Origin of the sequence: Streptomyces djakartensis, from assembly GCF_014651075.1 — a bacterium.
Classification (GTDB): Bacteria; Actinomycetota; Actinomycetes; order Streptomycetales; family Streptomycetaceae; genus Streptomyces; species Streptomyces djakartensis.
Genome location: NZ_BMWE01000019.1, coordinates 65,832 through 89,218, shown reverse-complemented (window position 1 = coordinate 89,218; position 23,387 = coordinate 65,832). Strand labels below are relative to the sequence as shown.

At 72.5% G+C, this 23,387-nt stretch carries 23 protein-coding genes; 14 read left to right on the top strand and 9 right to left on the bottom strand.

Annotated features, from left to right (window positions below; genetic code table 11):
* The first annotated feature begins 18 nt into the window (after positions 1 to 18).
* Complete coding sequence (locus tag IE212_RS27570) at positions 19 to 606, top strand: AMIN-like domain-containing (lipo)protein (protein ID WP_190200670.1); 588 nt, start codon at positions 19 to 21, stop codon at positions 604 to 606.
* 453 nt (positions 607 to 1,059) lie between these two features.
* Here the strand turns inward: IE212_RS27570 and IE212_RS27565 are convergent, their stop codons facing one another.
* Positions 1,060 to 2,163, bottom strand: coding sequence for a GNAT family N-acetyltransferase (locus IE212_RS27565; protein WP_190200708.1), 1,104 nt, complete (start codon positions 2,161 to 2,163; stop codon positions 1,060 to 1,062).
* Between the two features lie 96 nt (positions 2,164 to 2,259).
* Complete coding sequence (locus tag IE212_RS27560; RefSeq protein WP_229864616.1) at positions 2,260 to 2,652, bottom strand: hypothetical protein; 393 nt, start codon at positions 2,650 to 2,652, stop codon at positions 2,260 to 2,262.
* A gap of 537 nt (positions 2,653 to 3,189) precedes the next feature.
* Here IE212_RS27560 and IE212_RS27555 point away from each other — a divergent pair.
* On the top strand, positions 3,190 to 4,542 hold the full coding sequence (locus IE212_RS27555; RefSeq protein WP_190200669.1) for a diacylglycerol/lipid kinase family protein: 1,353 nt from the start codon (positions 3,190 to 3,192) through the stop codon (positions 4,540 to 4,542).
* 75 nt (positions 4,543 to 4,617) lie between these two features.
* Here IE212_RS27555 and IE212_RS27550 read toward each other — a convergent pair whose 3' ends face one another.
* The 3 genes from IE212_RS27550 to IE212_RS27540 all read right to left on the bottom strand — a co-directional run bounded on the left by IE212_RS27550 (position 4,618) and on the right by IE212_RS27540 (position 6,161).
* Entirely contained in the window at positions 4,618 to 4,944 is a 327-nt protein-coding gene (locus IE212_RS27550) for an antibiotic biosynthesis monooxygenase family protein (protein WP_114249954.1), read from the bottom strand.
* A gap of 63 nt (positions 4,945 to 5,007) precedes the next feature.
* Positions 5,008 to 5,892 carry an SCO4651 family lipoprotein gene (locus tag IE212_RS27545; protein ID WP_190200668.1) on the bottom strand — a complete coding sequence of 295 codons (885 nt, stop codon included), beginning with the start codon at positions 5,890 to 5,892 and terminating at the stop codon, positions 5,008 to 5,010.
* A 122-nt stretch (positions 5,893 to 6,014) separates the two neighbouring features.
* A complete protein-coding gene (locus IE212_RS27540) occupies positions 6,015 to 6,161 on the bottom strand; it encodes a hypothetical protein (RefSeq protein ID WP_190200667.1) in 147 nt (48 codons plus the stop codon).
* 139 nt (positions 6,162 to 6,300) lie between these two features.
* Between IE212_RS27540 and IE212_RS27535 the strand changes: the two genes are divergently transcribed.
* The 5 genes from IE212_RS27535 (at position 6,301) to IE212_RS27515 (ending at position 10,782) form a co-directional block, all read left to right on the top strand.
* Positions 6,301 to 6,729 (top strand): hypothetical protein, encoded by a 429-nt coding sequence (locus IE212_RS27535; protein ID WP_190200666.1) that lies wholly within the window; start codon positions 6,301 to 6,303, stop codon positions 6,727 to 6,729.
* Positions 6,730 to 6,965: 236 nt separating this feature from the next.
* Positions 6,966 to 8,606, top strand: coding sequence for a phosphoglucomutase (alpha-D-glucose-1,6-bisphosphate-dependent) (pgm, locus tag IE212_RS27530; RefSeq protein ID WP_190200665.1), 1,641 nt, complete (start codon positions 6,966 to 6,968; stop codon positions 8,604 to 8,606).
* Between the two features lie 57 nt (positions 8,607 to 8,663).
* Positions 8,664 to 8,951, top strand: a complete 288-nt coding sequence (locus tag IE212_RS27525; protein ID WP_190200664.1) for a zinc-ribbon domain-containing protein — start codon at positions 8,664 to 8,666, stop codon at positions 8,949 to 8,951.
* Positions 8,952 to 9,053: 102 nt separating this feature from the next.
* Positions 9,054 to 9,533 (top strand): SRPBCC family protein, encoded by a 480-nt coding sequence (locus IE212_RS27520; protein WP_190200663.1) that lies wholly within the window; start codon positions 9,054 to 9,056, stop codon positions 9,531 to 9,533.
* A gap of 235 nt (positions 9,534 to 9,768) precedes the next feature.
* Positions 9,769 to 10,782, top strand: coding sequence for a trypsin-like serine peptidase (locus IE212_RS27515; protein ID WP_190200662.1), 1,014 nt, complete (start codon positions 9,769 to 9,771; stop codon positions 10,780 to 10,782).
* A 128-nt stretch (positions 10,783 to 10,910) separates the two neighbouring features.
* Here the strand turns inward: IE212_RS27515 and IE212_RS27510 are convergent, their stop codons facing one another.
* The 3 genes from IE212_RS27510 to IE212_RS27500 form a co-directional block, all read right to left on the bottom strand.
* Positions 10,911 to 11,774 (bottom strand): LLM class flavin-dependent oxidoreductase, encoded by an 864-nt coding sequence (locus IE212_RS27510; protein WP_190200661.1) that lies wholly within the window; start codon positions 11,772 to 11,774, stop codon positions 10,911 to 10,913.
* A gap of 301 nt (positions 11,775 to 12,075) precedes the next feature.
* Positions 12,076 to 12,330: an EF-hand domain-containing protein gene (locus IE212_RS27505; protein WP_190200660.1), complete on the bottom strand. Its 255-nt coding sequence runs from the start codon at positions 12,328 to 12,330 to the stop codon at positions 12,076 to 12,078.
* Positions 12,331 to 12,341: 11 nt separating this feature from the next.
* Positions 12,342 to 13,088, bottom strand: coding sequence for a helix-turn-helix transcriptional regulator (locus IE212_RS27500; protein ID WP_190200706.1), 747 nt, complete (start codon positions 13,086 to 13,088; stop codon positions 12,342 to 12,344).
* Positions 13,089 to 13,172: 84 nt separating this feature from the next.
* Here IE212_RS27500 and IE212_RS27495 point away from each other — a divergent pair, with 84 nt between their 5' ends.
* Complete coding sequence (locus IE212_RS27495) at positions 13,173 to 13,610, top strand: hypothetical protein (protein ID WP_190200659.1); 438 nt, start codon at positions 13,173 to 13,175, stop codon at positions 13,608 to 13,610.
* A 109-nt stretch (positions 13,611 to 13,719) separates the two neighbouring features.
* The gene (locus IE212_RS27490) at positions 13,720 to 14,118 is read left to right on the top strand and encodes a cupin domain-containing protein (protein ID WP_190200658.1); all 399 of its coding nucleotides are present in this window, start codon (positions 13,720 to 13,722) and stop codon (positions 14,116 to 14,118) included.
* A gap of 25 nt (positions 14,119 to 14,143) precedes the next feature.
* Here IE212_RS27490 and IE212_RS35155 read toward each other — a convergent pair whose 3' ends face one another.
* Positions 14,144 to 14,323, bottom strand: coding sequence for a hypothetical protein (locus tag IE212_RS35155; protein WP_229864615.1), 180 nt, complete (start codon positions 14,321 to 14,323; stop codon positions 14,144 to 14,146).
* Positions 14,324 to 14,475: 152 nt separating this feature from the next.
* Here IE212_RS35155 and IE212_RS27480 point away from each other — a divergent pair, with 152 nt between their 5' ends.
* From IE212_RS27480 to IE212_RS27460, 5 genes are all read left to right on the top strand, one after another.
* The gene (locus IE212_RS27480) at positions 14,476 to 15,138 is read left to right on the top strand and encodes a hypothetical protein (protein WP_190200657.1); all 663 of its coding nucleotides are present in this window, start codon (positions 14,476 to 14,478) and stop codon (positions 15,136 to 15,138) included.
* Between the two features lie 210 nt (positions 15,139 to 15,348).
* Positions 15,349 to 16,089 carry a DUF1775 domain-containing protein gene (locus IE212_RS27475; protein ID WP_190200656.1) on the top strand — a complete coding sequence of 247 codons (741 nt, stop codon included), beginning with the start codon at positions 15,349 to 15,351 and terminating at the stop codon, positions 16,087 to 16,089.
* Positions 16,090 to 16,193: 104 nt separating this feature from the next.
* Positions 16,194 to 18,632, top strand: coding sequence for a SpoIIE family protein phosphatase (locus IE212_RS27470; RefSeq protein WP_190200655.1), 2,439 nt, complete (start codon positions 16,194 to 16,196; stop codon positions 18,630 to 18,632).
* Between the two features lie 233 nt (positions 18,633 to 18,865).
* The gene (locus IE212_RS27465) at positions 18,866 to 20,125 is read left to right on the top strand and encodes an MFS transporter (RefSeq protein WP_190200654.1); all 1,260 of its coding nucleotides are present in this window, start codon (positions 18,866 to 18,868) and stop codon (positions 20,123 to 20,125) included.
* On the top strand, positions 20,122 to 23,364 hold the full coding sequence (locus IE212_RS27460) for a type I polyketide synthase (RefSeq protein WP_190200653.1): 3,243 nt from the start codon (positions 20,122 to 20,124) through the stop codon (positions 23,362 to 23,364). Before IE212_RS27465 ends, IE212_RS27460 begins: the two co-directional genes overlap by 4 nt.
* Positions 23,365 to 23,387 lie beyond the last annotated feature (23 nt).

The following is a 23,387-nucleotide window of genomic DNA, read 5'->3' as shown; positions in this document are numbered from 1 at the left end:
CGAGCCTCGGGGGCGGCAATGGTACGAATCAGAACAGCATGCGCGACTCTCGCGATCGTCGGCGCCACGGTGGGGGCGGCAGCGGTCCCGGCCGGCGCGGCACCGGCCGCCGCCCGTGCCGCCACAGCGGCCACGGCGTGCCCGACCGGCTGGGGGAGCCTGGCCAAGACCGACACCAGCGCCACGATCTCGCCGGTGCGGGACGTCAGGACCGGCCGTCACGACTGCTTCGACCGGATGGTCATCGACGTGCCCGGCGGGGGCAGCGACGTCGGCTACTCGGTCCGGTACGTCGACCGTCTCTACCAGGACGGCTCGGGCCAGTACATCCCCGTGGCCGGCGGGGCCATCCTCGAGGTACGGGTGTACGCACCCGCCTACGACCCGGAGACCGGCGCCCCCACGTACCCCGGACGGGTCGCGCGCCCGCTGCCGGGCGTGGACCTCACCGGCTACCGCACGTTCAGGGACACCCGCTACGCCGGCAGCTTCGAGGGCGAGACCCAGATCGGCCTCGGCGTCCGCGCGCGGCTGCCCTTCCGGGTCCTGCAACTGGACGGCCGCGTCATCGTGGACGTCGCCCACAGCTGGACCGCCACCCGCTGACCGGGGCGCGCCCGGCTCTCCGGAGCCGGGCGCACCGCCGTCCGGCCCAGGAGCAGAGCCCCCCCTCGCGCCCGCTCGCCCGGACGACGAGCCGCGGGGCACCCGCCGCCCCCCAGGAGGTGTCCGCGAGGTCCCGCCTGCCCGGCGACGCCCGGCACGCCCCAAAGTTCGCGGCTCCGCGCGCGCAGGAAGCACCCACCCCCGTGCGGGGCCCGCACGGGGGTGTCCGTACAGTGACGCCGTCCGCGCCCGTTGCGAACGTGCCCTCCGCCGCGCGGCGCCCCGCGTCCGCGAGCCCGCACCGCGACGCCCGGCAGGCTCTCCGAGCAGGACCCCGCTCGCCGCACCGGACCAACACCCGGTACGGCCGGCACGCTCCCGTTCCGTGTGGCGACCACCGGCCCGGGACCAGCGCCATGGCACGAGAGGCTGGGCGCAGAGCCCGCGTCGCACTCATCGGCCGCGCAGCCGCCCCACACCCTCCAGTGCCCGTGCCGCCGCGCCGGCCAGGCGGGGCCGGTTGCGTACGAAGCCACGGGCGGCCCGTGCCGGTTCCCGGCCCAGCCAGTGCACGGCCCCTCCCGGCACCGGCCGCACCACGGACCCCTCGTACACCCGGAGGTCACGGGTCTTGAACGAGTCCTTGTAGCGGGCCGGACCGCTCCCCAGGTCCACCGTCTCGATCCCGTCGGCGGCCGCGGCCTCCAGCATCCTCAGCTGAAGGACGAGGCCGGGGGAGTACCTCGCGTACGCGCGGTCGTACGCCGGGAACCACCAGGACAGCACGGTGCGCGAGCGCAGCCCGAAGTGCGCGGCCACGGGTCGGTCCGCGGCGTACAGCACGGACAGCACGCCACGGCACTCCGCCTCCTCGCCTTCCCCGAGCAGTCCCACCAACCGGGTGATCCACTCCTGCGCGAACCGGTCCCGCCGGCCGGTGCGCCGGTACTGGGCCGACTTCCACGCCATCAGCGCCCGCAGCGCGTCCGGGTCCCGGGCGTCGTGGACGAACCGCACCTCGCCGGCCCGCCGGGCCAGCTTGCGCTCCCTGGCCAGGGTCTGTCTGAGGAAGCTCGCGGACCGCGCGCGCAGCCGCTGCCTGTACCGCTCGAATCCCTCGCCCAGGTCGACGACGGGGGAGGGGAGTTCCTCCGCCGCGTGCGGCACGAACACCCCCTGGCCGGCTTCGAGGTTGTCGAACTCCCAGGACGACAGCGCGCAGGACCGCAGCAGGCGTCGGGCGTCCAGCCGTATCCCGGGCCGTAACACGGCCCCCTGACAGTCGGACACCCCCAGTCCGATGGCCCGGCCCCGCCCCAGAGGGCCCCTCTCGTACGGGAAGTACCCGACCGGCGAGCCGTCCTCCTGCAGCACCGCCACTCTGGTTCCCGGCCGGACCCGGCCGACGGCCGTGGTGAACACCGGATCCATGAAGGGATTCGACGGGGCCCGGGACTCCGTCCGTAACGCCCGCCACATCTTCCAGTCGTCCGGGCCGAGTTCGTCCGGCCGCAGAACGAGAACGCGCTTTCCAGGCACCTCTGCCTCCTGTGTCATCGGCATGGGGACACACGAGGGCCCGCACATCACCACGTACGGCACCGGGCAGTACTCGGGCCGCACGGTGCGGGCCCCTGTCGGTACTGCCGTCGCTCAGCAGCGGAACGTCTGCAACTCGACGGCGTCCGGGGAGGCTGCGACCGCCCCCGTACGCCCGCCCTTCCTCACCGCGCCGGTGCCCGCGCCGCCCCGGTCCACCCCGGGCGCGGCAGCCACCACGGCGCTCGCCCCGGACGCTCCCGCGGCCCGCGGAGCGCGTGCCACCGGCTGGCGGACCGACGCATCCCTCTCGCACGGACAGGGCTCCCCGGCCCCCTCGGCCTCGGCACTCGCCGTCCCGGCCGTCTCCACCGCGCCCGGGCCGACGGCCGTCGTGACCGCGGCATCGGCCGCGCGCCCGACGTGCCCGAGCCCCAGGACGACGAGAGGCAGCGACAGCAGGCAGGCCACCAGGCCCGCCACCACTGCCCGTCGTCGCCGCACCATCGGCCCCCTGACCTACGTGTCGCGGGGAGGGCGGAGTGGTCCGGCCCGGAAGAGCCGACGCCGGACGGGCCCCCCGACTCGGCCGGCTGCGCCTTCCAGTAGGCCGAGCGCAGTGCGCCCCGTCAAGCCCCTCGTGGACTGATTCGCCCCGCTGGGCCGGTTCCTGCCGAAATCCAACGGAAAGCACCTGCCTCCTGAGAGACCGGGACGACGGCCGCCGCGCTCTCGGTGACGGGTGACGGGTGACGGGTGACGGGACCGGCCGCGCCGTCCCGGTCGTCCGCCTGCCGGTGACTGCGTACCTCCGCCGGGACCTCGCCTCCCCGCCCCAGGCGGGCCCCCGTGCGCGGAACCGCGTGCGAAGGGCCACGTACGCTACCGGTGGCTCCGCCCGGAGGGTCTTCATGTCCGACGTGCCGCCGACGGGGGAGCCGTCAGGGATGGCAGTGGCCGAGCCGATCCGTCGGCGGGCACCATGTTGATGGGCCGGGCGCGGCCCCGAGGGCCGTCCGCGCCGGCCTTCGAGCGGAGGACGAGATGGCAGCGGCGATGAGCGAGCGTTATCACCGCCGGCAGAGATGGGCGGCCCGGGGAGCCCTGGCCGCGGTGGCGCTGGCGGCGTTGCTCCCACTGGTTTCCGGCGGCCTGAGAGGACTCCTGCTGCTCACGGCCGGCATCGCGGGCCTCGCCCTGACCGCGGCCGCACTCTGGTGGGTGCTTTCCCGCCGGGGACCGGCACGCGTGGCGGCGGCGACGCTGGCCGCCGTCACCCCGGTCGCCGTCATCACCCTGTTCGCGATCGCCAATCTGCTCTGGGTCGTCTTCGTCTCCCTGTTGCTGTGGTGCCTCGCGGTGTGGAGCGGCCGCTACGCACTGCGCAGCACGGGCCTGCGGCCGGCCCGGGTCAGGGAGTACCGCACACCACCGCCGCAGCGCCCCTTCCTGCTGCTGAATCCGCGCTCCGGCGGCGGCAAGGTCGAGAAGTTCGCCCTCAAGGAGAAGGCGGAGGCGCTGGGGGCCCGAGTCGTCCTGCTGGACCCGGACCGGCATCAGGACGTCACCGAGCTGGCCAGGGCCGCCGTGGCCGAGGGGGCCGACCTGCTGGGCGTCGCGGGAGGCGACGGCACACAGGCTCTGGTCGCCGCCGTAGCGGCGGAACACGGCCTGCCGTTCCTCGTCATCTCGGCCGGCACCCGCAACCACTTCGCCATGGACCTGGGCCTGGACCGTGACGACCCGTCCACCTGCCTGGACGCCCTCACGGACGGCGTCGAACTCCGCGTGGACCTCGGGTTCGCCGACGACCGTCCCTTCGTCAACAACGCGTCGTTCGGCGTGTACGGGGCGGTCGTCCAGAGCCCCGGCTACCGCGACGACAAGGTGGGCGCGGCGCTGGAGCGGCTGCCGGAGCTGCTCACCCGGCAGGCCGGCCCGCGTCTGACGGCCCGGGCCGACGGCACCACCGTCGCCGATCCGCAGGCCATCCTGGTGAGCAACAACCCGTACCGCATGGACGACCCGTTCGGCTTCGGGCGGCGCGAGCGGCTCGACTCCGGGAAGCTGGGCGTGCTCGCCGTCCGTGTGGACAGCGCCGTGGAGGCGGCCGAACTCCTGCTGTCCCCGAGCCCGGAGGGGCTGACGGTGCTGACCGCGCAGCACGTCCTCGTACAGGGCGACGAACCGCAGCTGCACGTCGGTCTGGACGGCGAGGCGCTCACCCTGCCCGCTCCCGTGCACTGCCGCATCGCACGCCGGGCCCTGCGGGTGCGGGTGCCCCGCGACCGCCCCGGAGTCCCCGAGGCGCCACCGCGCCTGGACTGGCGCCGGCTCCGCAAACTCGCGGCCGCGGTCGGCCGCACTGCCGCCCCCTCACGCTCCTGGCGCCCCTGAGCGCGGGACCGGCCACTCTCCTGTGCGAGGTCCCCGTGCGCACGAGCGGCACGGGGGACCTCGCGACCAGGCGTCCTACGCGCCCTTCGGACCCGCCTGCTGCACGACCTCGAAGGACCAGAGGGTCGAGTCGCTCGCCGCGGGCCTGGGCCGCTCGCCTCCCTCGCCGCCGCCCTGGTGGGCGGCCTTCATCGGCCCCTCCATCCAGGCCTTGAACGACTCCTCGTCACGCCACCGCGTGTAGACGAGGTAGGTGTCGGTGCCCTCCACCGGACGGAGGAGCTCGAACCACTCGAACCCGTCGGAGCTCTCCACGGTGTGCGCGCGGGAGGCGAACCGCTTCTCCAGTGTCTCCCGCTGCTCGGCGGGCACGGTCAGCACATTGATCTTGACTACGCTCATGGCCCCCATCTTGCCCGACGGCACACAGGCGCGGGTTCAAGTGCCGCACCCGGGAGTTCCGGCTCAGCTTCGCCCCTTGCCCTGCTCGCCCTGTTCCAGGGCCTTGCCGGTCATGTCGGTGACCTGCCCGGCCGGGGGCGCGTCCGCCTCCACCTCGGTGCCGAAGTCGGTGAAGTCCATGACGGTGCGCACGGTGGCCTCCCGCTGCGACGACGAGGCGTCGGCGGAGGAACGCTGCGCCGACGGCTGGGCCTTGAGCGTCATGTCGATCTGCTGCCGGCGCATGCGGCCCTCGTCGTCCAGCCACACGTCCATCGGCAGGTTCGGACCGGTCTGCCGGCGCAGCGTGTCGCCACCGGGCAGCTTCGCGACATCGACAAGGACGCGGTAGTGAGTGGTCTTCACCCCGTTGATCGTGTCCGTGCCCTTCTCGGTCACGTCCTTGTCGGTGATCGCCTTCGCGTATGCCGCGGACCGCGCCGGGTCGCTCATGGACCGGTCGCCGACGCCCTGCCGGGCCGCGACCTTCCCCAAGTCGATCTTGATCCAGGGCTTGCCGCCCGGCGTCTGCCCCTTCGGCATCTTCTGGTACAGCACCTGGTCGACGACGCGCTGCTCGATCCGCTGTCCCTGCACCGTGAGCGTCATGACGCTGTCGCCGTCGTCCAGGTCCACCGCGCCCTGCCCGCCGGCGGATCGCGAGGCGCCCTCGGCCGACGTCTGCACCCGCAGCTTCACCCGGGCGGTGTCCTCCTCGGCGGTCTTGGCGTAGGCCGAGCGCACCGCCTGTGTGCCCTGCTCCCGCGCCCCGGCACCCGTCTTCGCCGTGGAGCCCCGAGCACCGCCTCCCGTGTCCCCGTCGTCCCCGCAGCCGACCAGCAATGTTCCCGCCAGGACACCGGCGGCGCCTAAGGCACAGACCCTCCTGCCGTAACCTGCCCTGCCCATCGAACCAGCTCCTCTCCTGCCTTTCCGTGTGGTGCGACCCAGGTGCCCATGTCGGGCATGAACACACTTGTCGCTTCGAGGAGTTGGGCTCGCAAGCTTTCGGCGGCGGGGCCCGCGGACGGTCAGTGGCGACCGCGCAGCCTGCCCAGCAGGCGCTGCGCCTGGGCTCGCTTGCGAGGGTCGGCGGCGGCCCGTCGCGCCTCCGCGATGGCCCGCTGCCCCTGCGGGCTCCGGGCGAACTGCTTGATGCGATTCAGAATGCCGGCCATGACGCACCCTCCTACGTGTCCTGACGCCGTCCTGCCTGTGGCTCGCCTACCCCCTCGGTGGCGTGCTCAGGCCTCCGCCCGGCCGGACGGTGCGCGACCGAATGTGTTTGCCGCCGGAGTCAGAGGCAAGTCGGTGTCCATGACGGAAGAGAACAAGCGCACGAATCAGAAGCCGGCCACGAGCCAGGCGACCCAGTCCAAGGCTCGCCGCACCGCGGACAAGGCGAGTGCGTCGACATCCCGGGCCGCGAACCGCGCGGCGGGCAAGGCCGATGACGCGGCGTCAGCGGTCAAGTCCGGCGCCGAGCGCTCCGCCGAGACGACGTCGGCGGCCGTGCAGACCGCGGCCAAGGGCGTGGAGGCGGGCCGCCAGGCGGTCGTCGCGGCCTCGGGCCAGGTCGCGGCCACCGCCAAGACCGCCTGGACGGTCATCGCTCACCGCAAGCTCGTCGCCGCGGGCGTCGGCGTCGGCCTGACCGCCCTGAGCGCCGCGTCGTACGCGGTGGGGCGCCGCGCGGAACGCCACACGTACGGGCCGCTCACCCGGATGACCGGCGGGCGGATCTGACGACGGCGGGACGCTGGGCACCCGCCCACGAGGCCGTCAGGCGGCGTGGCGCATCCACCGGACCTCCCGGTGGTCCGCCCCGCCGCCTCGTCGTGCCCGAGGGCGCGGTCGTGCGGTCTCTCGCGTGGCGTGGCCCACATCCGTCCCTCACCTTCGTGCCCCTCTCGCGCGCCACCAGGGTGACGGGGAAGGATGTGACCGCAAGCGAAGTATCGACCCATGTGGAGGAGCGGGCCATGCAGCACGAGCGAGCGGGCAGTCCGGCCGGTCCCGAAGATCTCGTCGACGTCGCTCGGCTGGTCACCGCGTACTACGCGCTCCACCCCGACCCGGAGGATCCGGGGCAGCGCGTGACGTTCGGGACCTCCGGACACCGTGGATCGTCACTGGCCGGCGCGTTCAACGACGACCACATCGCCGCGACCAGCCAGGCCATCTGCGAGTACCGGGCCGAGCGGGGAGTCGACGGGCCGCTGTTCCTCGGCGCCGACACGCACGCCCTGTCGGAGCCCGCGCGGGTCACCGCGCTGGAGGTGTTCGCCGCCAACGAGGTGACGGTGCTGATCGACGACGCGGACGGCTACACGCCGACCCCGGCCGTCTCGCACGCCATCCTCACCCACAACCGCGGCCGCGGCACGGGTCTCGCGGACGGTGTCGTCGTCACGCCCTCCCACAACCCGCCCGCGGACGGCGGGTTCAAGTACAACCCGCCCAGCGGCGGTCCCGCCGCCTCCGACGCGACCACCTGGATCCAGGACCGGGCGAACGAGATCATCCGGGGTGGCCTGAAGGACGTACGGCGCATCCCTCACGCCCGGGCCCTGGCCGCCCCCACCACCGGCCGTTACGACTTCCTCGGCACCTACGTCGCCGACCTGCCCGCTGTGCTCGACCTGGACGCGATCCGCGCGGCCGGGGTGCGCATCGGGGCGGATCCGCTGGGCGGGGCGTCCGTCGCCTACTGGGGCCGTATCGCCGAACAGCACGGCCTCGACCTCACGGTGGTCAATCCGCACACCGACCCCACCTGGCGGTTCATGACGCTGGACTGGGACGGCAAGATCCGGATGGACTGCTCGTCGCCGTACGCGATGGCCTCGCTCATCGAGCAGCGCGACCGTTTCCGGATCGCCACCGGAAACGACGCCGACGCCGACCGGCACGGCATCGTCACACCGGACGCGGGTCTGATGAACCCGAACCACTATCTCGCCGTCGCCATCTCCTACCTGTACGCCCACCGCGACGGCTGGCCGGCCGCCACCGGTGTCGGCAAGACGCTGGTGTCCTCCGCCATGATCGACAGGGTCGCCGCCGACCTGGGCCGTGAGCTGGTCGAGGTGCCCGTCGGGTTCAAGTGGTTCGTGGACGGGCTGGCCGGGGGCACCATCGGATTCGGCGGGGAGGAGTCGGCCGGGGCGTCCTTCCTGCGCCGGGACGGCTCGGTGTGGACCACGGACAAGGACGGGATCATCCTGGCGCTGCTCGCCGCCGAGATCACGGCGGTCACCGGCAAGACACCCTCGGAGCACTACGCTGGCCTGACCGCCCGCTTCGGGCAGCCGGCGTACGCCCGCATCGACGCCCCGGCGACCCGTGAGGAGAAGGCCCTGCTCGCCAGGCTGTCCCCGGCGCAGGTCAGCGCGGACACGCTGGCCGGCGACCCGGTCACCGGGGTGCTCACCGAGGCCCCCGGGAACGGCGCGGCCATCGGCGGCATCAAGGTGACCACGGACAACGCCTGGTTCGCGGCCCGCCCTTCGGGCACCGAGGACGTCTACAAGGTCTACGCCGAGTCCTTCCTCGGCCCCGACCACCTCGCCCGGGTCCAGGAGGAGGCGAAGGCCGTGGTCCTGGCGGCACTGTCCGGCTGAGCGCGCTCCCGCTGTACGGGACACTGGAGGAAGATCCGACCCGGGAAGGACCGTCACGTGATCATCTTCGGCACCAAGGGTTACCTGTACCGGCTGGCGATACTGACGCTGGTGTGCGGCCACTGCGGTAACCCCGCCGCCCACACCCTCAGCAAGCGCGTCACGAAGTTCACGCTGTTCTTCGTGCCGCTGTTCCCGATCTCGACGAAGTACCTGACCCAGTGCACCTTCTGCGGGGCGGAACAGAAGGTGACCAGGGAACAGGCGGAGCAGCTCCAGGCCCAGGGGACGGGCGGGAACGGCGCCCAGACGCACGGGCAGCCGCAGCAGCAACCGCGGTTCTGACGCCAGAGCGGCGCAATCCGTGTGGCTACCGGAAGATCTTGGGTACTCGTCGCACGGGCCGATGGGCCTCCAGCAGTCGAGCAGGAAAACGGAGGCATGCAGATGAGCACCGTCAAGGAAACCGTGGAAGTCGGCGTCCCCGTCCACACCGCCTACAACCAGTGGACCCAGTTCGAGGAGTTCCCGAACTTCATGGAGGGCGTCGAGGAGGTCAGGCAGCTGGACGACCGCCACAACCACTGGACCACCAAGATCGGCGGAGTGCGGCGGGAGTTCGACACCGAGATCGTCGACCAGCTGCCCGACGAGCGGGTCACCTGGCGTACGACCAGCGGGGACACCCATCAGAGGGGATCGGTCCGCTTCGAGCGCGTGGACGACACCCACACGAGGGTGGAACTGGTGATGGACATCGAGCCCAGCGGAGCCGTGGAGAAGGTGGCGGACATGATGGGCACGATCGACCGCCGCATCAAGGGCGACATGAAGCGCTTCAAGCAGTACATCGAGGAGCGCGGAGCGGAATCCGGCGCCTGGCGCGGACGTATCCAGCCGGGCGGCGGCAGCGGCCCCACCTTCTGATCACCTCCGGCCGCCGCTCTCCGGACCCGGCCTCCACCGCTGTGGAGGCCGGGTCCGCGTGTGTCCGCCGTGTCCCCGGCGCGGGGAACGCGTGGTGATTCAGTCATCTTTATGACATGCACCTGTCCAAACCGGTCTCCCGGTGGCACGCTGCCCTCTGACTGCGCGCAGCGACACCCCTGCCTGACCGGGTGGATGACCCCTCCACCCGGCCCCCACAGCAGAAGGAGACCGCGTGATAGGCAGACCCCGTAGGCTCCGCCCCTCCGGCGGGACCCGCGTTCGCCACACCGTCCTCGGCGCCCTCGCGGGGATCGCCGCACTGCTGGCGACCGGAGTCACCGCCACGCCGGCGGGCGCCGCGCCGGAGCCCGGCGCGGTGACACCTTCGGCGCGGGAACGCGCCCTCGCCTTCTGGACCCCGCAGCGGATGCGCGAGGCCACCCCGCTCGACGTCCTGTCCGTCGACCGGTCCGACGTGCGGACGTCGGCACCCCGCACGGGCAGGGAGACCGTCGTGGCCCCCAGCGCACCCGGCGCACCCGCCTCCGCCGTGGGCCCCCTGGCGTTCCCCCACGGCGGAGGCCCCTGGTCCGGAGGCGGAGCGGTGTCCCGGACCGCCGGACGGGTGTTCTTCACCTACCAGGGGCGCACCGCCTCCTGTTCCGGCAACGCCGTCACCAGCGCCAACAAGAGCACCGTGATGACCGCGGGCCACTGCGTGAAGCTGGAGGGGGCCTGGCACACCAACTGGGTGTTCGTCCCCGGCTACCACGACGGGCAGCGGCCGTACGGCACCTGGACGGCGTCCCGGACCCTCTCCACACCGCAGTGGACGGCCAGTGAGGACATCAACTACGACATCGGCGCGGCCGTGGTCGCCCCGCTGGACGGCAAGAAGCTGACCGATGTCGTCGGCGGGCAGGGGCTGGCCTTCAACACCGGCTACAACAAGGCCATGTACTCCTTCGGCTTCCCGGCCGCGGCCCCGTACGACGGCGAGAAGTTCATCTACTGCAGCGGCACCACCTTCAGGGACTTCCTGCTGTCCAGCGACCACGGTCTGACCTGCGACATGACCGGCGGATCCAGCGGAGGCCCGTGGTTCACCCGGTTCGACGAGGCGACCGGGACCGGCCTGCAGTCCTCGGTGAACAGCTTCAAGTACAACTTCCTGCCGAACGCCATGTACGGCCCGTACTTCGGCGCGGACGCGCAGAACCTGTACCAGAGCGCGCAGTCGTCCTGAGCCACCGGCCGGCCAGGGGCCGGGTCCCTCCCCGGAGCGGTGGGGGAGGGGCCCGGCCCGGCTCCCGGTCGCTCGGGCGACGGCCAACCGGCCCCTCCCTGACCGCCGCATGACCGCGTGTCGCCGGATCAGCCGGTCGCCTCGGCGAGCAGCCCCACCTGCTCGAGCCCCGACGCCGCGGGCACGAAGACGAGCTCGTCACAGCCGGCGGCGGCGTACGAGTCGGCATACGCCGCGACCATCTTTGCGCTCACCGCGGCACCCGCCGCGATCTGCGCGGCCGTGTCACCGAGGAAACCGTAGTAGTCCCGGAGGTAACCGTCCGCGTGCGCCCGGGCGTCCGGGCCGAGCGCGAAATAGGCCAGCGCCAGCTTGCGCGGCGCTCCGGCCCGCCCCGCCTCCTTCCACGCGGCATCGACGCCGGCCGAGGCCTCCGCGAACATCTCCGGCGTGCCACCGCCCATGATCCAGCCGTCGGCCAGCCGTGCCACACGCCGGAATCCGGCCGGGGTTCCACCTCCCAGGATGAGTTCAGGACCGCCCTCGCGCACGGGTGTCGGCCCGATCGCCCCGGCATAGCCTCGTTCCTCGCCCGACCAGACGCGTTTCATCTCCGTCAGCTGCTCCTCCAGCCGACGCCCGCGGCCCTCGGTGGGCAGTCCGCTCGCGGCATAGTCGTCGTCGCGTCCGCCCAGCCCCACACCGAGCACGAACCGCCCCGCGGACAGCCGGTCGATCGAGGCCGCCTGCTTCGCCAGCAGCGCGGTGTTCGCGTACAGCGGTCCCAGCAGCACACTCGTGGTCAGCCGGATCCGGCTGGTGACCGCCGCCGCCGCACTCAGCGCGACCAGCTCCTCATACCCCGGGTACACCAGCCGCCCGATGGTGCCGAGCGTACTGAACCCCGCCTCCTCGGCCCGCCGGGCCCACTCCACGAGGACCGAACCCTCGGTCCCGGGAACGGTGTTGGGAAGGCCGATGCCGATGTCCATGCGCCACCTCCGGTCATGAGACGGGCCTCCTACCCGCCCCGGGTCCCGTCAACCGGCTGTGACGCACTGATCATCGGAGGGCGGGATTCCTGATCCGCGCAGTGGGCATGCGTCGACCGTGTGTCGCCCTGACAGGGAGTAAAACCGGCCATGAACGCTCCCGCGACGCCCCCACCCGCACGGTCCCGGCGGACTCCCCCTGATCGGCCACGGCCTCCAACTCGCCCGCACCCCCTGTCCTTCAGCGGGTCATCCGGCAGCCGACAGACCCGGGACGCCCGCGGCATGGGCCTCCTCCGGGTCAGCTCCAGCCGAACCGGCGGTCCACCACCGCGCTGAACTCCTCCAGGGTCAGTACCGCGTCCCCGTTCTGGTCGGCGGTGTCGAAGAACGCGGAGGACGCTTCGACGTCCTGCACTCCCCAGAACGGCACGACGCCGGAGGCGGCCAGGGACGGCCCCTTCGTCCGCAGGGCGACGATCACCTCTTCCCGGGTGAGCACCCCGTCGTGGTCGAGGTCCAGCGCCTCGAACAGTCTGCGAGCCTTGTCACTCATCGTCGTCCCCGTCACATGGTCGTAGGCGTATACCCGTCCCGCTCGCCAGGAGAGACGCCGGGCGAGCGGGACGGGTTGCCCGGCGCGGAGGCAGGTTCCAAGCGCACACAGCAGTAGCCGGGACCCGGGGCCAGGCAGGCCTGGAGACCGTTCTGGCCGAGACCCTCGAGGGCACCGCGGAGCAGGTGGAGGTTCATGCCGCAGACCGTCTCGGTGTGTGCGCGGGCGAGCGTGTGGAAGGGGCAGTTGCCCAGCACGATCGCGTCACCCTGCGAGCGCGGCTCGAAGCCGTACCGCTCCAGCAGGTCGAGCACGCCCGAGTCGCTCCGGCCGGCGAGCTGGGCACCGAGCTCGTGGGCCTTGCTGTGCAACACGGCCCGGACCGGTTCCCCGGTGGCCTCCGATTCCTCCACGGCCTGGGCGAGGAGCCGCCCGGCCAGCTCGTAGTGCCGCTCGGGCAGGCTGACGGCGACCTGCTTGGCCGAGCGCTTGTACAGCTTGGCCGGCCTGCCGGCTCCCGGACCGGTACGGCCGCTGCGCCGCTCATAGACGACGTCGAGGAGCGACTCGTCCGCCAGGCGGTCCAGATGGAACGCCGCGGTCCGACGTGCCAGCCCGAGGGCGCCGGCCGCCTCGTCGCGACTGACGGGCCCCGGCTGGCGCACGACGTGGTCGTACAGCCGCCTGCGGGTCGGCTCGTCCAGAGCGGCGACCGCGGAGACGTCGCGGTCGGGTCCTTCTTCCTGGTCCACGAACACCAGTGTAAAACCCACGGCCCTTGACTAAAGACCGGGCCCGCGCTTCTATCGACAGTGAGAGTTGTCAATAGAAAGGTGGGCGTCATGTCGTCCGCAACCACAACCCCGCCCCCCGCCGTCTCCCGCAGGGCCGTGTTCACCGACCCCGGCTACCAGGCGTTCGCCATCCTGCGCGTCGGATTCACCGTGGCGCCGGTCCTGGTCGGGCTGGACAAGTTCGCCAACCTGCTCGTGGACTGGCCCTCCTACCTCGCGCCGTGGATCGACGACGTCGTGCCGGGCAGTGCCCAGGCGGCGATGTACGCCGTGGGCGTCGTCGAGGTTCTCGCGGGGCTCGCCGTGGCCTTCGCCCCGCGCTTCGGGGGCTGGCTGGTGGCCGGATGGCTGGCCGGCGTCATCGTCAACCTGCTGACCATCCCCGGCTTCTACGACATCGCGTTGCGTGACTTCGGTCTTCTGCTCGGCGCGGTCGCCCTCGCCCGCCTCGCCCAGCGCCACCACGGCGAGCGGAAGCCGGGCTGAGAGCCGGGCGGTCGCCCGGCCTCGGCGGCCCCCTCGAGGAAGGAAATGGCCAGGACCACCCCCAGCCACAGAAACGTGACACCGGCACCTGTGGCATGGTGGCCAACCGATGACTGAGACAGAGACATCCCCCGGCGCGGACGGCGCTCCCGAACCGCGTGTGCTGTGCGACACGGAATCGCTCATGGCCGCCGACTCGGCTCCGGCCGGCGCCCTGTGGCGGCTGGCCGAGCCGGGGCGGCAACTCGATGCCAACCTCGTCCGCATCCCGCCCGGAGGGCGCATCGGCGCGCACACCGAGCCCGACCTCGACGTGCTGCTGCTCGTCGTCGCCGGCGACGGCGCCCTCGACCGTGCGGCGGACCCGCAGCCGCTGGCCCCGGGCAGCCTGGTCTGGCTGCCCCGCGGCAGCGCCCGAGGCCTGGTCGCCGGCAGCGGCGGCCTGTCCTACGTCACCGTCCACCGGCGCCGCCCGGGCATGCAGATCGGGACAAGGCCCGGCTGGTGACCGGGCCCGCCGGGTGTCAGCGGCGTCAGGCGACCGCGGCGATCGAGAAGCCGATGGCGATGAACAGCCGGCCGGTCGTCAGCTCCCAGCGCCGGCGGACCCCCGGCCGGGCGAGCAGCGCCCGCGGCCGCGCGGCGACACAAGCGTCGCCGGGTTCCTGCTGGGCGCGGACCCGTTTCGGCCGGGTCCGCTGATCCAGGCGCATGCCGTGAACGCGGCGGCACCGGCCCTGGCCTGCGGCCGCGCCACATGCGCGGTTGTGTCGTGGATCACAGCCGCTGGATTGAGTCGGAGACCTGGGGCGGTTCCGTACCTTCCGGTGACGTGCGGGACCCGGGACTGCGAGGATGAGACGCCATGACCGCTGGGTGGTGTTCTCGCGCGCTCAGAGCCGCTGTCTTCGCGGCCGTCTGCGTGCTGCTCGCCTCCCTGGGCCACGTCATGATGTCGGGGACCGCGGTGCCCCGGTGGGCCATGGCCGCGGGAGCGGTGGCGACCGCCGGCACGGCTTGGGTGCTGGCCGGCCGGGAGCGCGGACCGGTCCTCGTCGGATGCGTCGCGGTCGCCGCCCAGGCCCTGCTGCACGCGGCGTTCTCGCTGGCGCAGGCGGCCGGGCACGCCGATGGGCCCGACGGCGGCGGCGCGCTCGTCATGGACCACACGAGAAGTCACGGTTCGGCTGCTGTACACCCCCTCGGGCCGATGGGGCACGCGGTGGCCGCGCACCCGGTGGACCACGGCACCGGCGGCATGTCGTCGACCGGCATGCTCGCCGCGCATCTGCTGGCCGCGCTGTTGTGCGGCCTGTGGCTCGCCCACGGTGAGCGCGCCGCGTTCCGCGTCCTGCGGGCGCTCCCCGGATGGCTCATGGCGCCGCTGCGTCCGCTCCTCCGGCTGCCCACACCGCCGCACCGTCCGCGCGTCCGCGCCCGGAGCCGCTCCGACCGTATGCCGCGGCGGCTTCTCCCGGCTCGCACGACCATCTCTCGGGCCCCGCCCGCCGGGACGACCGTCACCTGACGGCAGCCGGTTTCCCGGGGCCGCGCAAGCGGGCGCGGCACACCCGTCCGTCACGGCACGCGTTCACCCCGCCGCGACCCCTTCACCTTCACCCCCTCACCGGTTCCGCCGCGCCGCCCGCCGGTCTGCCACGCCGGCGCCCGCCGCTGCCCGACCGCTTCCCCATGCCAGTGCACACGCGTGCACGTCACAGAAACAGGAGCGCTCTCCATGACTCGTAAGACCTGCGCCAGGGCCGTCGCCCTCTCCGCGGCCGCGTTCGCGGTCGCCGTCGCCACCGCGGGACCGGCCGCGGCACACGCGGAGGTGGAAGCGGACGGCGCCCGGGCGCTCGACCGGAACGTCGCGCTGACCTTCTCCGCCGAGTCGGAGTCCTCCACGGCCGGGATCAGCAAGCTGGAGGTCGTCCTGCCCAAGGGCATCACCCCGCGGGACGTCACGTACGAGAAAGGCCCCGAGGGCTGGAAGTTCGCCCCGACCGGCCGTGGTTACACGGTGTCCGGGCCGAAGCTGGCCGCGGGCGAGGACGCCGAACACGTCGTGACGGTGCGGCAGCTGCCCGACGCGAGGGAACTGGTCTTCAAGACCCTGCAGACCTACAGCGACGGCAGGACCGACCGCTGGATCCAGCTCGAGGAGGAAGCCGAGGGGGACGGGCACGGGCACGGCCATCCCGCGCCGCGCCTGAAGCTGAAGGCCGCCGCACCGGGCGCCGAACTCGTGAGCCCCGGCCCCACGGAGAAGCCGAAGACTCCAGCCCCGTCCACGGGAACGGCCTCCAGTGAGCGCGCCGACCGGCCGTCCGCGGAGCCGGTGGCGAAGGACGCCGAGGGTGACGGCATGTCCACAGCCGTGCCCGTGGGCATCGGCGCGGTCGTCCTCGTCCTGGGCGGCGTCGGCGCCTGGTGGCTCAACAGCCGTCGGAGCCGGTCCGGGGACGGCACCGTCTAAGAGGATATTTATTCCAATTTTCATGATTATACTGAAGTTCATGCCATGTCGGTCCGATGGTGTGCCACGTCGGGCCCGTGCTTGCTACAGGCAGGACGAGCGCGATGCCGCGACGAGGAACGACCGGAAACGACGGGACGGGCCCGCAGTCGGTACCGGTCGTCGACGACACGGCCACGGCCCGGGCCGTCGTGGACGCGCGCGGCACGGTGACCGGGTGGAGCGAAGGCGCACACCGTCTGGTGGGCTACCCGGCATCGGAGATCGTCGGCCGCCCGGCGGCCGTGCTGCTCGCCGGGGAAGCTCCCGCCCGCGAATTGCGATCCCTCGACGGGATGCGGCGGTGGAACGGTACGGCGACCCTGAGACACCGCGACGGACATGTCCTCCCGGTGACCTTGCTGGCGCACCGCCGTGAGCGGAACCGGAGAACCGACGGCGACGCCCATGAGTGGTTGCTGGTCTCACCGGTGGCACGCACCCGTGCCGAGTTCGACGAGGACGTCCTGATCGGCTGGTCGCTCACCCAGTCGCCGTGCACCACCGCCCTGTACGACACCCGGCTGCGGCTGCTCAGGGCAAACGCCGACATGGAACGCGTGATGGGACTCTCCGAGGCGGAGATGCGGGGGCTGCGGGTGTCGGAGCTCATTCTCGACCCGCAGGGCGAACGCACCGAAGAGCTGATGCTGAAGGTCCTCAGCAGCGGCGAACAGCAGCACCTGAGGGCGTCCCTGCAGTTGGCCGGCCATGATCACGAGAGTGTGTGGTCGGTGTCCCTGGCGCCGGTGAACGACGACCACGGGGTGGTGCGCGGGGTGCTGCTGTCCGCGCACGACATGACCGAACAGCACCAGGCCCGGCAGCGGCTCGCCCTGGTCGCCGAGGCCGGCGTCCGCATCGGCACCACCCTCGACCTGGCCCGCACCGCCCAGGAAATGGCCGACGTCGCCGCCGGGCACCTTGCCGACTTCGTCACGGTGGATCTGCTTCCCGACATCGAGGACGACCGGGAACTGCGGGCCGTGACACTCCCCAGCCCGGTCCTGCTGCGGCGAGTGGCCAACCAGTCGGTGCTGCCGGGCTGCCCCGAGGCCGTGGTCCCGTTGGGCGAGGTCGCCACCTACCCGAGCACCTCGCCCGCGGCCGAATGCCTGGTCGCCGGACAGCCACTGATCCATCAGATCACATCGGACGGGGTGGACCGATGGGCGGACCTGGCCCCTGACCGGGCGGAACGCGTGCGGCGCTTCGGCTTCCACTCGGTGCTGGCGGTGCCGATGAGCGCCCGCGGCATCACTCTCGGCGTGGCCACCTTCTCCCGCCACCGCCGTCCCGAGCCCTTCGAGCAGGACGATCTGCTGCTGGCCCAGGAGATCACCGCCCGGGCCGCCCTGAGCATCGACAACGCCCGCCGCTACACCCGTGAGCGTGACACCGCGCTGACCCTGCAGAGCAGCCTGCTGCCGCAGCGACTGCCCCGGCAGCCCGCCGTGGAAGTCGCCTCCCGCTATCTGCCGGCCAGCGCGCAGGTCGGTGTGGGCGGCGACTGGTTCGACGTCATCCCCCTCTCCGGCGCCCGCGTGGCCCTGGTCGTCGGCGACGTCGTCGGCCACGGCATCCAGGCCTCCGCCGCCATGGGACGGCTGCGGACCGCCGTACGCACCCTCGCCGACGTCGACCTGCCTCCCGACGAGCTGCTGACACATCTGGACGACCTGGTCAACCGGCTGTCGGCGGAGACCGACGGCACGCCCGGCGCCGCCCCCGACACCGGCACCACCTGCCTGTACGCCGTGTACGACCCGGTCTCCCGGCGCTGCACCCTGGCCCGCGCCGGCCATCCGGAGCCGGTGCTGCTCACCCCGGACGGCGAGGCTCGTGTCCTCGAGCTGCCCGCCGGCCCCCCGCTGGGACTCGGCGGCCTGCCGTTCGAGGCGGCCGAGATCGAGTTGCCCGAGGGCAGCCTGCTGGCGCTGTACACCGACGGCCTGATCGAGGCCCGGGGCCGCGACATCGACGACGGCGTGGCCCTCCTGCTGCAGGCGCTGGTCAGGTCGGACACGTCCCTGGAGAGCGCCTGCGACACCGTCCTGCGGGACGTTCTCCCGGCCCGGCCCGCGGACGACGTGGCGCTGCTCCTGGCCCGCACACACGTCCTGGACACGGCCCACGTGGCCACCTGGGACGTACGGCCGGAACCGTCCGCGGTGGCCGAGATCCGCGACAGCGCGAACCGGCAGCTCAAGGAGTGGGGTCTGGAGGAGTCGGCGTACGTCACCGAGCTGGTCATCAGCGAACTGGTCACGAACGCCATCCGGTACGGCGAGCCGCCCCTGCAGCTGCGCCTGATCCTCGACCGCAACCTCATCTGCGAAGTCTCCGACGCCAGCAGCACGGCACCGCACCTGCGCCGCGCTCGCGTCTACGACGAGGGAGGGCGCGGCCTCATGCTGGTCGCCCAGCTGTGCGAGCGATGGGGCACCCGCCACACGTACCACGGCAAGACGATCTGGGCGGAACAGGCCCTGTCGGCGGACTGACGACCGCGGCGCTCCGAAATCGCCAAATGCGGACCGGAAGTCGTCTGGACCACCCCCGAGTCTTGAACGCTTCGGTTCGGTTCTGCTTGGGTTGCGGACCAATGGCCGCTGTCCGGCGGCGTATTGGGGGGATGGTTCCTGCGCAGCCGCTTCCCCGTGGCGCGCGCGACGGGGCGACAGGGCGATCCCGGACCCCATAGCCACACCCTTCGTGCGGACCCGAGGGAAGGTGCATGAGGTACTTCCGTCTGCTCGTCCTGGGCAACGGCATCTCGGCGTACGGCAGTTACCTGAACATGGTGGCGCTGAACGTCTTCGTCTACGACGCCACCGGCAGCGCGCTGGCCGCCGGCCTGTTCATGGCCGTACGCCTGGCGACCAGCGTCGTGTCGGGCTGGGTGAGCGGGCGGCTCGTCTCGGTCTGCGACCGCAAGCGCCTGATGGTCGGCGCCGACCTGTGCCAGGCGCTGGCACTGCTGTCCCTGCTGCTCGCCCCCGACGGCGTGCGCCCCGGCCTGCTGTACGTCCTGGCCGTGGTCACGGGCGGCTGCTCGACCCTCTCCCAGGTGGCCCTGCGCACCAGCATCCCCGAGATCGTCGGCGCGGAGCACCGCGTCCGGGCCAACGGGCTGCTGGTGACGGGGCGTTCGCTCGCCATGATCGCGGGCTTCGCCTCGTCGGGCGTGGTCGTGGCGCAACTCGGCTACTCCGCCGCGTTCGCCCTGGACGCCGCGACGTTCCTGGTCTCCGCGACGGTGCTGTTCCTGCTGCCGGTACGCACCCGGGCGGCCATGGACGCCGCGGGCGGTGACTCAGCGAAGGCATCGGGCGCCGCGCGCCTGACGGTCCGGATGCTGCTGGGCACCGCTCCGCTGCTGATGGCCATGATCGCCATCCGGGCGGTCGACGGACTGGGTTCCTCGTCCCACAACGTCGCCCTGCCCATCTACTCCAGCAGCCTGGACCCCGACCACCCGGCCACGTTCATCAGCCAGTTCTGGGCCACCTGGGCCATCGGCAACATCGTCGCCCAGCAGGTGATCGGCCGGGTCACCGGGAAATCCGGGCGGACACCGGGGGAGCGGGCCTTCGCGCTCGGCGCCTGCGTGATGTCGGCCGGGTTCATCATGGTCTTCAGCGGGATGCCGACCGTGCCCGCCGTCATCGCCGCGCTCGTCGCCGGAGCCGCCGACGGATTCACCGAGATCGTCTACGTGTCGAGGCTGCAGACCGCCCCCGACGACCAGCGTGGCCGCCTCTTCGGGCTGTCCGCCTCCGCCGAGAACACCGGCTTCGGCCTCGGCATGCTCGTGAGCGGCGCGCTCCTGGAGAACTTCTCCCCGCTGCAGGTGGTGGCCGCCTTCCACGGCCTCGCGATCGTCCTGTGCGCGGCCCTGCTGGTGTGGCTGGCCGGGCGGGGCGGACCCACCCCGCCAGCGGGGGATGCGGCAGGCCGTGACCAGCCCACGGTGACGGAGGGGCACGACAGATGAGCACCACCGATCTGGACCCGCGGATGGCCGTCATCGGAATGGCCTTCCGGCTGCCGGGCGCCGACACACCCGAGGAACTCTGGCGGATCGTCCGGGACGGCACGGACTGCGTCACCCGCTTCACCGACGAGGAGCTGGCCGCCGCCGGCGTCCCCGCCGCGGAGTACGGCGCGGAGGACTTCGTCGGCGCTTCCGGAGTGCTGGACGACATCGCCGGCTTCGACGCCCAGCACTTCGGGATGAGCGCCCGCGAGGCCCGGCTCACGGACCCGCAGCACCGCATGTTCCTGGAGTGCGCCCAGCACGCCCTGGAGAACGCCGGCTATCCGGACGAACGGGACGGCACCCGCGTCGGCGTCTACGCCAGCACCGGATATCACCTGTACACGTTCCAGAACTACCTCCTCAACAACGTGTTCCCGGCCCACACGGTCTCCGACTGGACGGCCGGCATGCAGATCACGGTCGGCAACCAAGCCGACTTCACGGCCACCCGGGTCGCCTACCGACTGGGCCTGACCGGACCCGCCGTCAACCTCCAGACCGGCTGCTCCAGTTCTCTCGTCGGTGTGCAGACGGCCGCCCAGTCGCTGCTCATGGGTGACTGCGACATCGCCCTCGTCGGCGCCACCGCCGTCCATGTGCCGCAGATCCTGGGCTACCGTTACGTCAAGGGATCGATCCTGTCCCGGTCCGGCCGGCTGAGGGCCTTCGACGCCCGCGCCGACGGCACCGTGGGAGGCACGGGCGTCCTGGCCGTCGTACTGAAGCGGCTGGCCCGGGCCGTCGCCGACGGCGACACCGTCCACGGCGTCGTCCGGGGCTGGGGCATCAGCAACGACGGCGCTGGCAAGAAGGCGTTCACCGCCCCGAGCGCCGAGGGCCAGCGCGCGGCCATCCGCCAGGCGCTGCGGCGCGCGGGCGTCGGCGCGGACACCATCGGCTACCTGGAGACCCACGGCACCGGCACCCTCAAGGGCGACCCGATCGAGTTCGACGGCGCGGCCCGCGCCTACCGCGAGGACACCGACCGCGACGGCTACTGCGCCCTCGGCTCCACTAAGGCCAACATCGGCCATCTCGACGCCGCCTCCGGCCTCGCCGGCCTCGTCAAGGCCCTGCTGGTGCTGCGCCACGCGGTGATCCCGCCGATGGCGAACTTCAGCGAGCCCAACCCGCTCATCGACCTCGACCACAGCCCCTTCTACATCCCCAGGACCGCACGGCCCTGGCCCGCGAGCGGCGTACCGCGCCGAGCGGGCCTCACCTCACTCGGCGTCGGCGGCACCAACGTCCATCTGATCCTGGAAGAGGCGCCCGAACCGGCGCCCAGGACCGGCGCGTTCTCCCCGCCGGACGTACTGCTGGTGTCAGGCAGCAGCCCGCAGGCCCTCGCGGACAACGCCCGCGCCTTCAGCGACCGGTTACGCAGGCCACCAGCCCCGCACCTGGCGGACCTGGTCACCACCGCCGCCCTCGGCCGTGCCCACGGCCGCCACCGGCTCGCGGTCCGCGGCTCCACCCCCCGATCCCTCGCAGACGCCCTCGATGCCTGGCTTGCCGGAACAGCCGGAACGGCGGCGACCACCGGGACGAAGCCCGCGGAGGGCGCCCCGCGTGTGGCGTTCCAGTTCACCGGACAGGGCAGCCAGTACCCCGGCATGGCCGCCGCCCTCTACGCGCGTTTCCCAGCCGCCCGCGAGGTCCTCGACACCTGCGACCAGCTCCACCGCGACCTCACCGGTGACTCACTGCTCACCGCGCTGTGCGCGGATGACCTGCCGGACGGCCCACGCGAGGTGCCGCCCGACACGGACACCGCGCAGCCGGCGCTGTTCGCCCTGCAATGCGCCCTCGTCCGGCTGTGGCGCGACGCAGGCGCCGAACCGTACGCCGTGACCGCGCACAGCGTCGGGGAATACGCCGCGCTGTACGCGGCCGGAGCTCTGTCGATCGAGGACGGCGTACGGCTGACCACCCGACGCGGCCGGCTGATGCGGCGGCGCTGCGCGCCGGGCGCGATGGTGGCCGTGGCGCTCGACCGGGCGGCCGCACTCGCCCTGACGGCCGAGGTCGACCAACTGGAGGCGGCCGTGACCAACGGGGACCACGCCCAGGTCCTCGCCGGCCCCGTCGCCGCCGTCGACCGGGCGTGCGCGCTGCTGGACGAACGCGGCACCCCGGGGCAACGGCTGCCGGTGACCCGCGCCTTCCACACCGCGCTGATGGAACCGATGCTGGAGGAGTTCCGGAAGGTCCTGGACGACGTGGAGTTCCGGCCCGTGCGGGTCCCGTTCGTCAGCGCGCTGGACGGATCGGCCCGCCCGCCCGGCTGGAGGCCGGACTCGGAGCACCTCCTGCGGCACACCCGCGAGCCCGTCCGTTTCGACAAGGCGCTGCGCGGCGTCGGCGCACAGCGGCCCCGCCTGCTGCTCGAGATCGGACCGCACACCACCCTCAGCGGCCTGGCCCGCCGGGCGCTGCCCGACGTGCGGGTACTGCCGTCCCTGCGCCGAGGCACCGGGCTCGGCGCGCTCTGGGGCGCGGCCGCAGAACTGCACTGTGCCGGAGTGGACGTCGGCTGGGAGGCACTCCTGGCCGGCAGCGGAGGCAGACGCATCCCGCTGCCCGGATACCGGTTCCAGCACAAGGACCACTGGACGGGGCCCCGGTTGACGCCCCTGAGCAAGAGAACAGCAGCGAGAAAGGGAACAGAAGTGGTGCAGCAAGAGGCAGCGGTCGCACGCGTACTCCACAGCATCGTCGAAGCCACCGCCCGGCACCTCGGCGAGGACCCGTCGCAGATCGCCGCGGACGCGTCCTTCTTCGACCTCGGTGCCGACTCGCTGCAGATGATCAGTGTACTGCGCGAGCTGGAGCAGAGACATCAGGTCAAGGTGACGATGCGGCAGCTGTTCGAGGAGACGGGAACGCCGCGCCGGCTCGCGGAGTTCATCGTCGCCCACATGCCGGGCGGTACCGGGACGGCGCCCACCGAGTCCCCGGCGCGGCGGTCCGAGCCGGCGCAGCCCGCCGCAGCGGCGCCGGCTGCGGAACCCGCCCCCTCCGGCACGGCAGCCGCTCCCCGGTACGCGACCCGTGAAGAGCTGGAGGGCCTCGCCGACAAGATCCACCAGATATCACAGATACAGCTGCAGATGATGTCCCAGCTCTCCCAGCTGCTCGCCCTCCAGACCGCCTCGGTGACGGACCGGCTCAACGGCAAGGCGGCCAAGTGACCGGGCTGAGCGGTATATCCGCG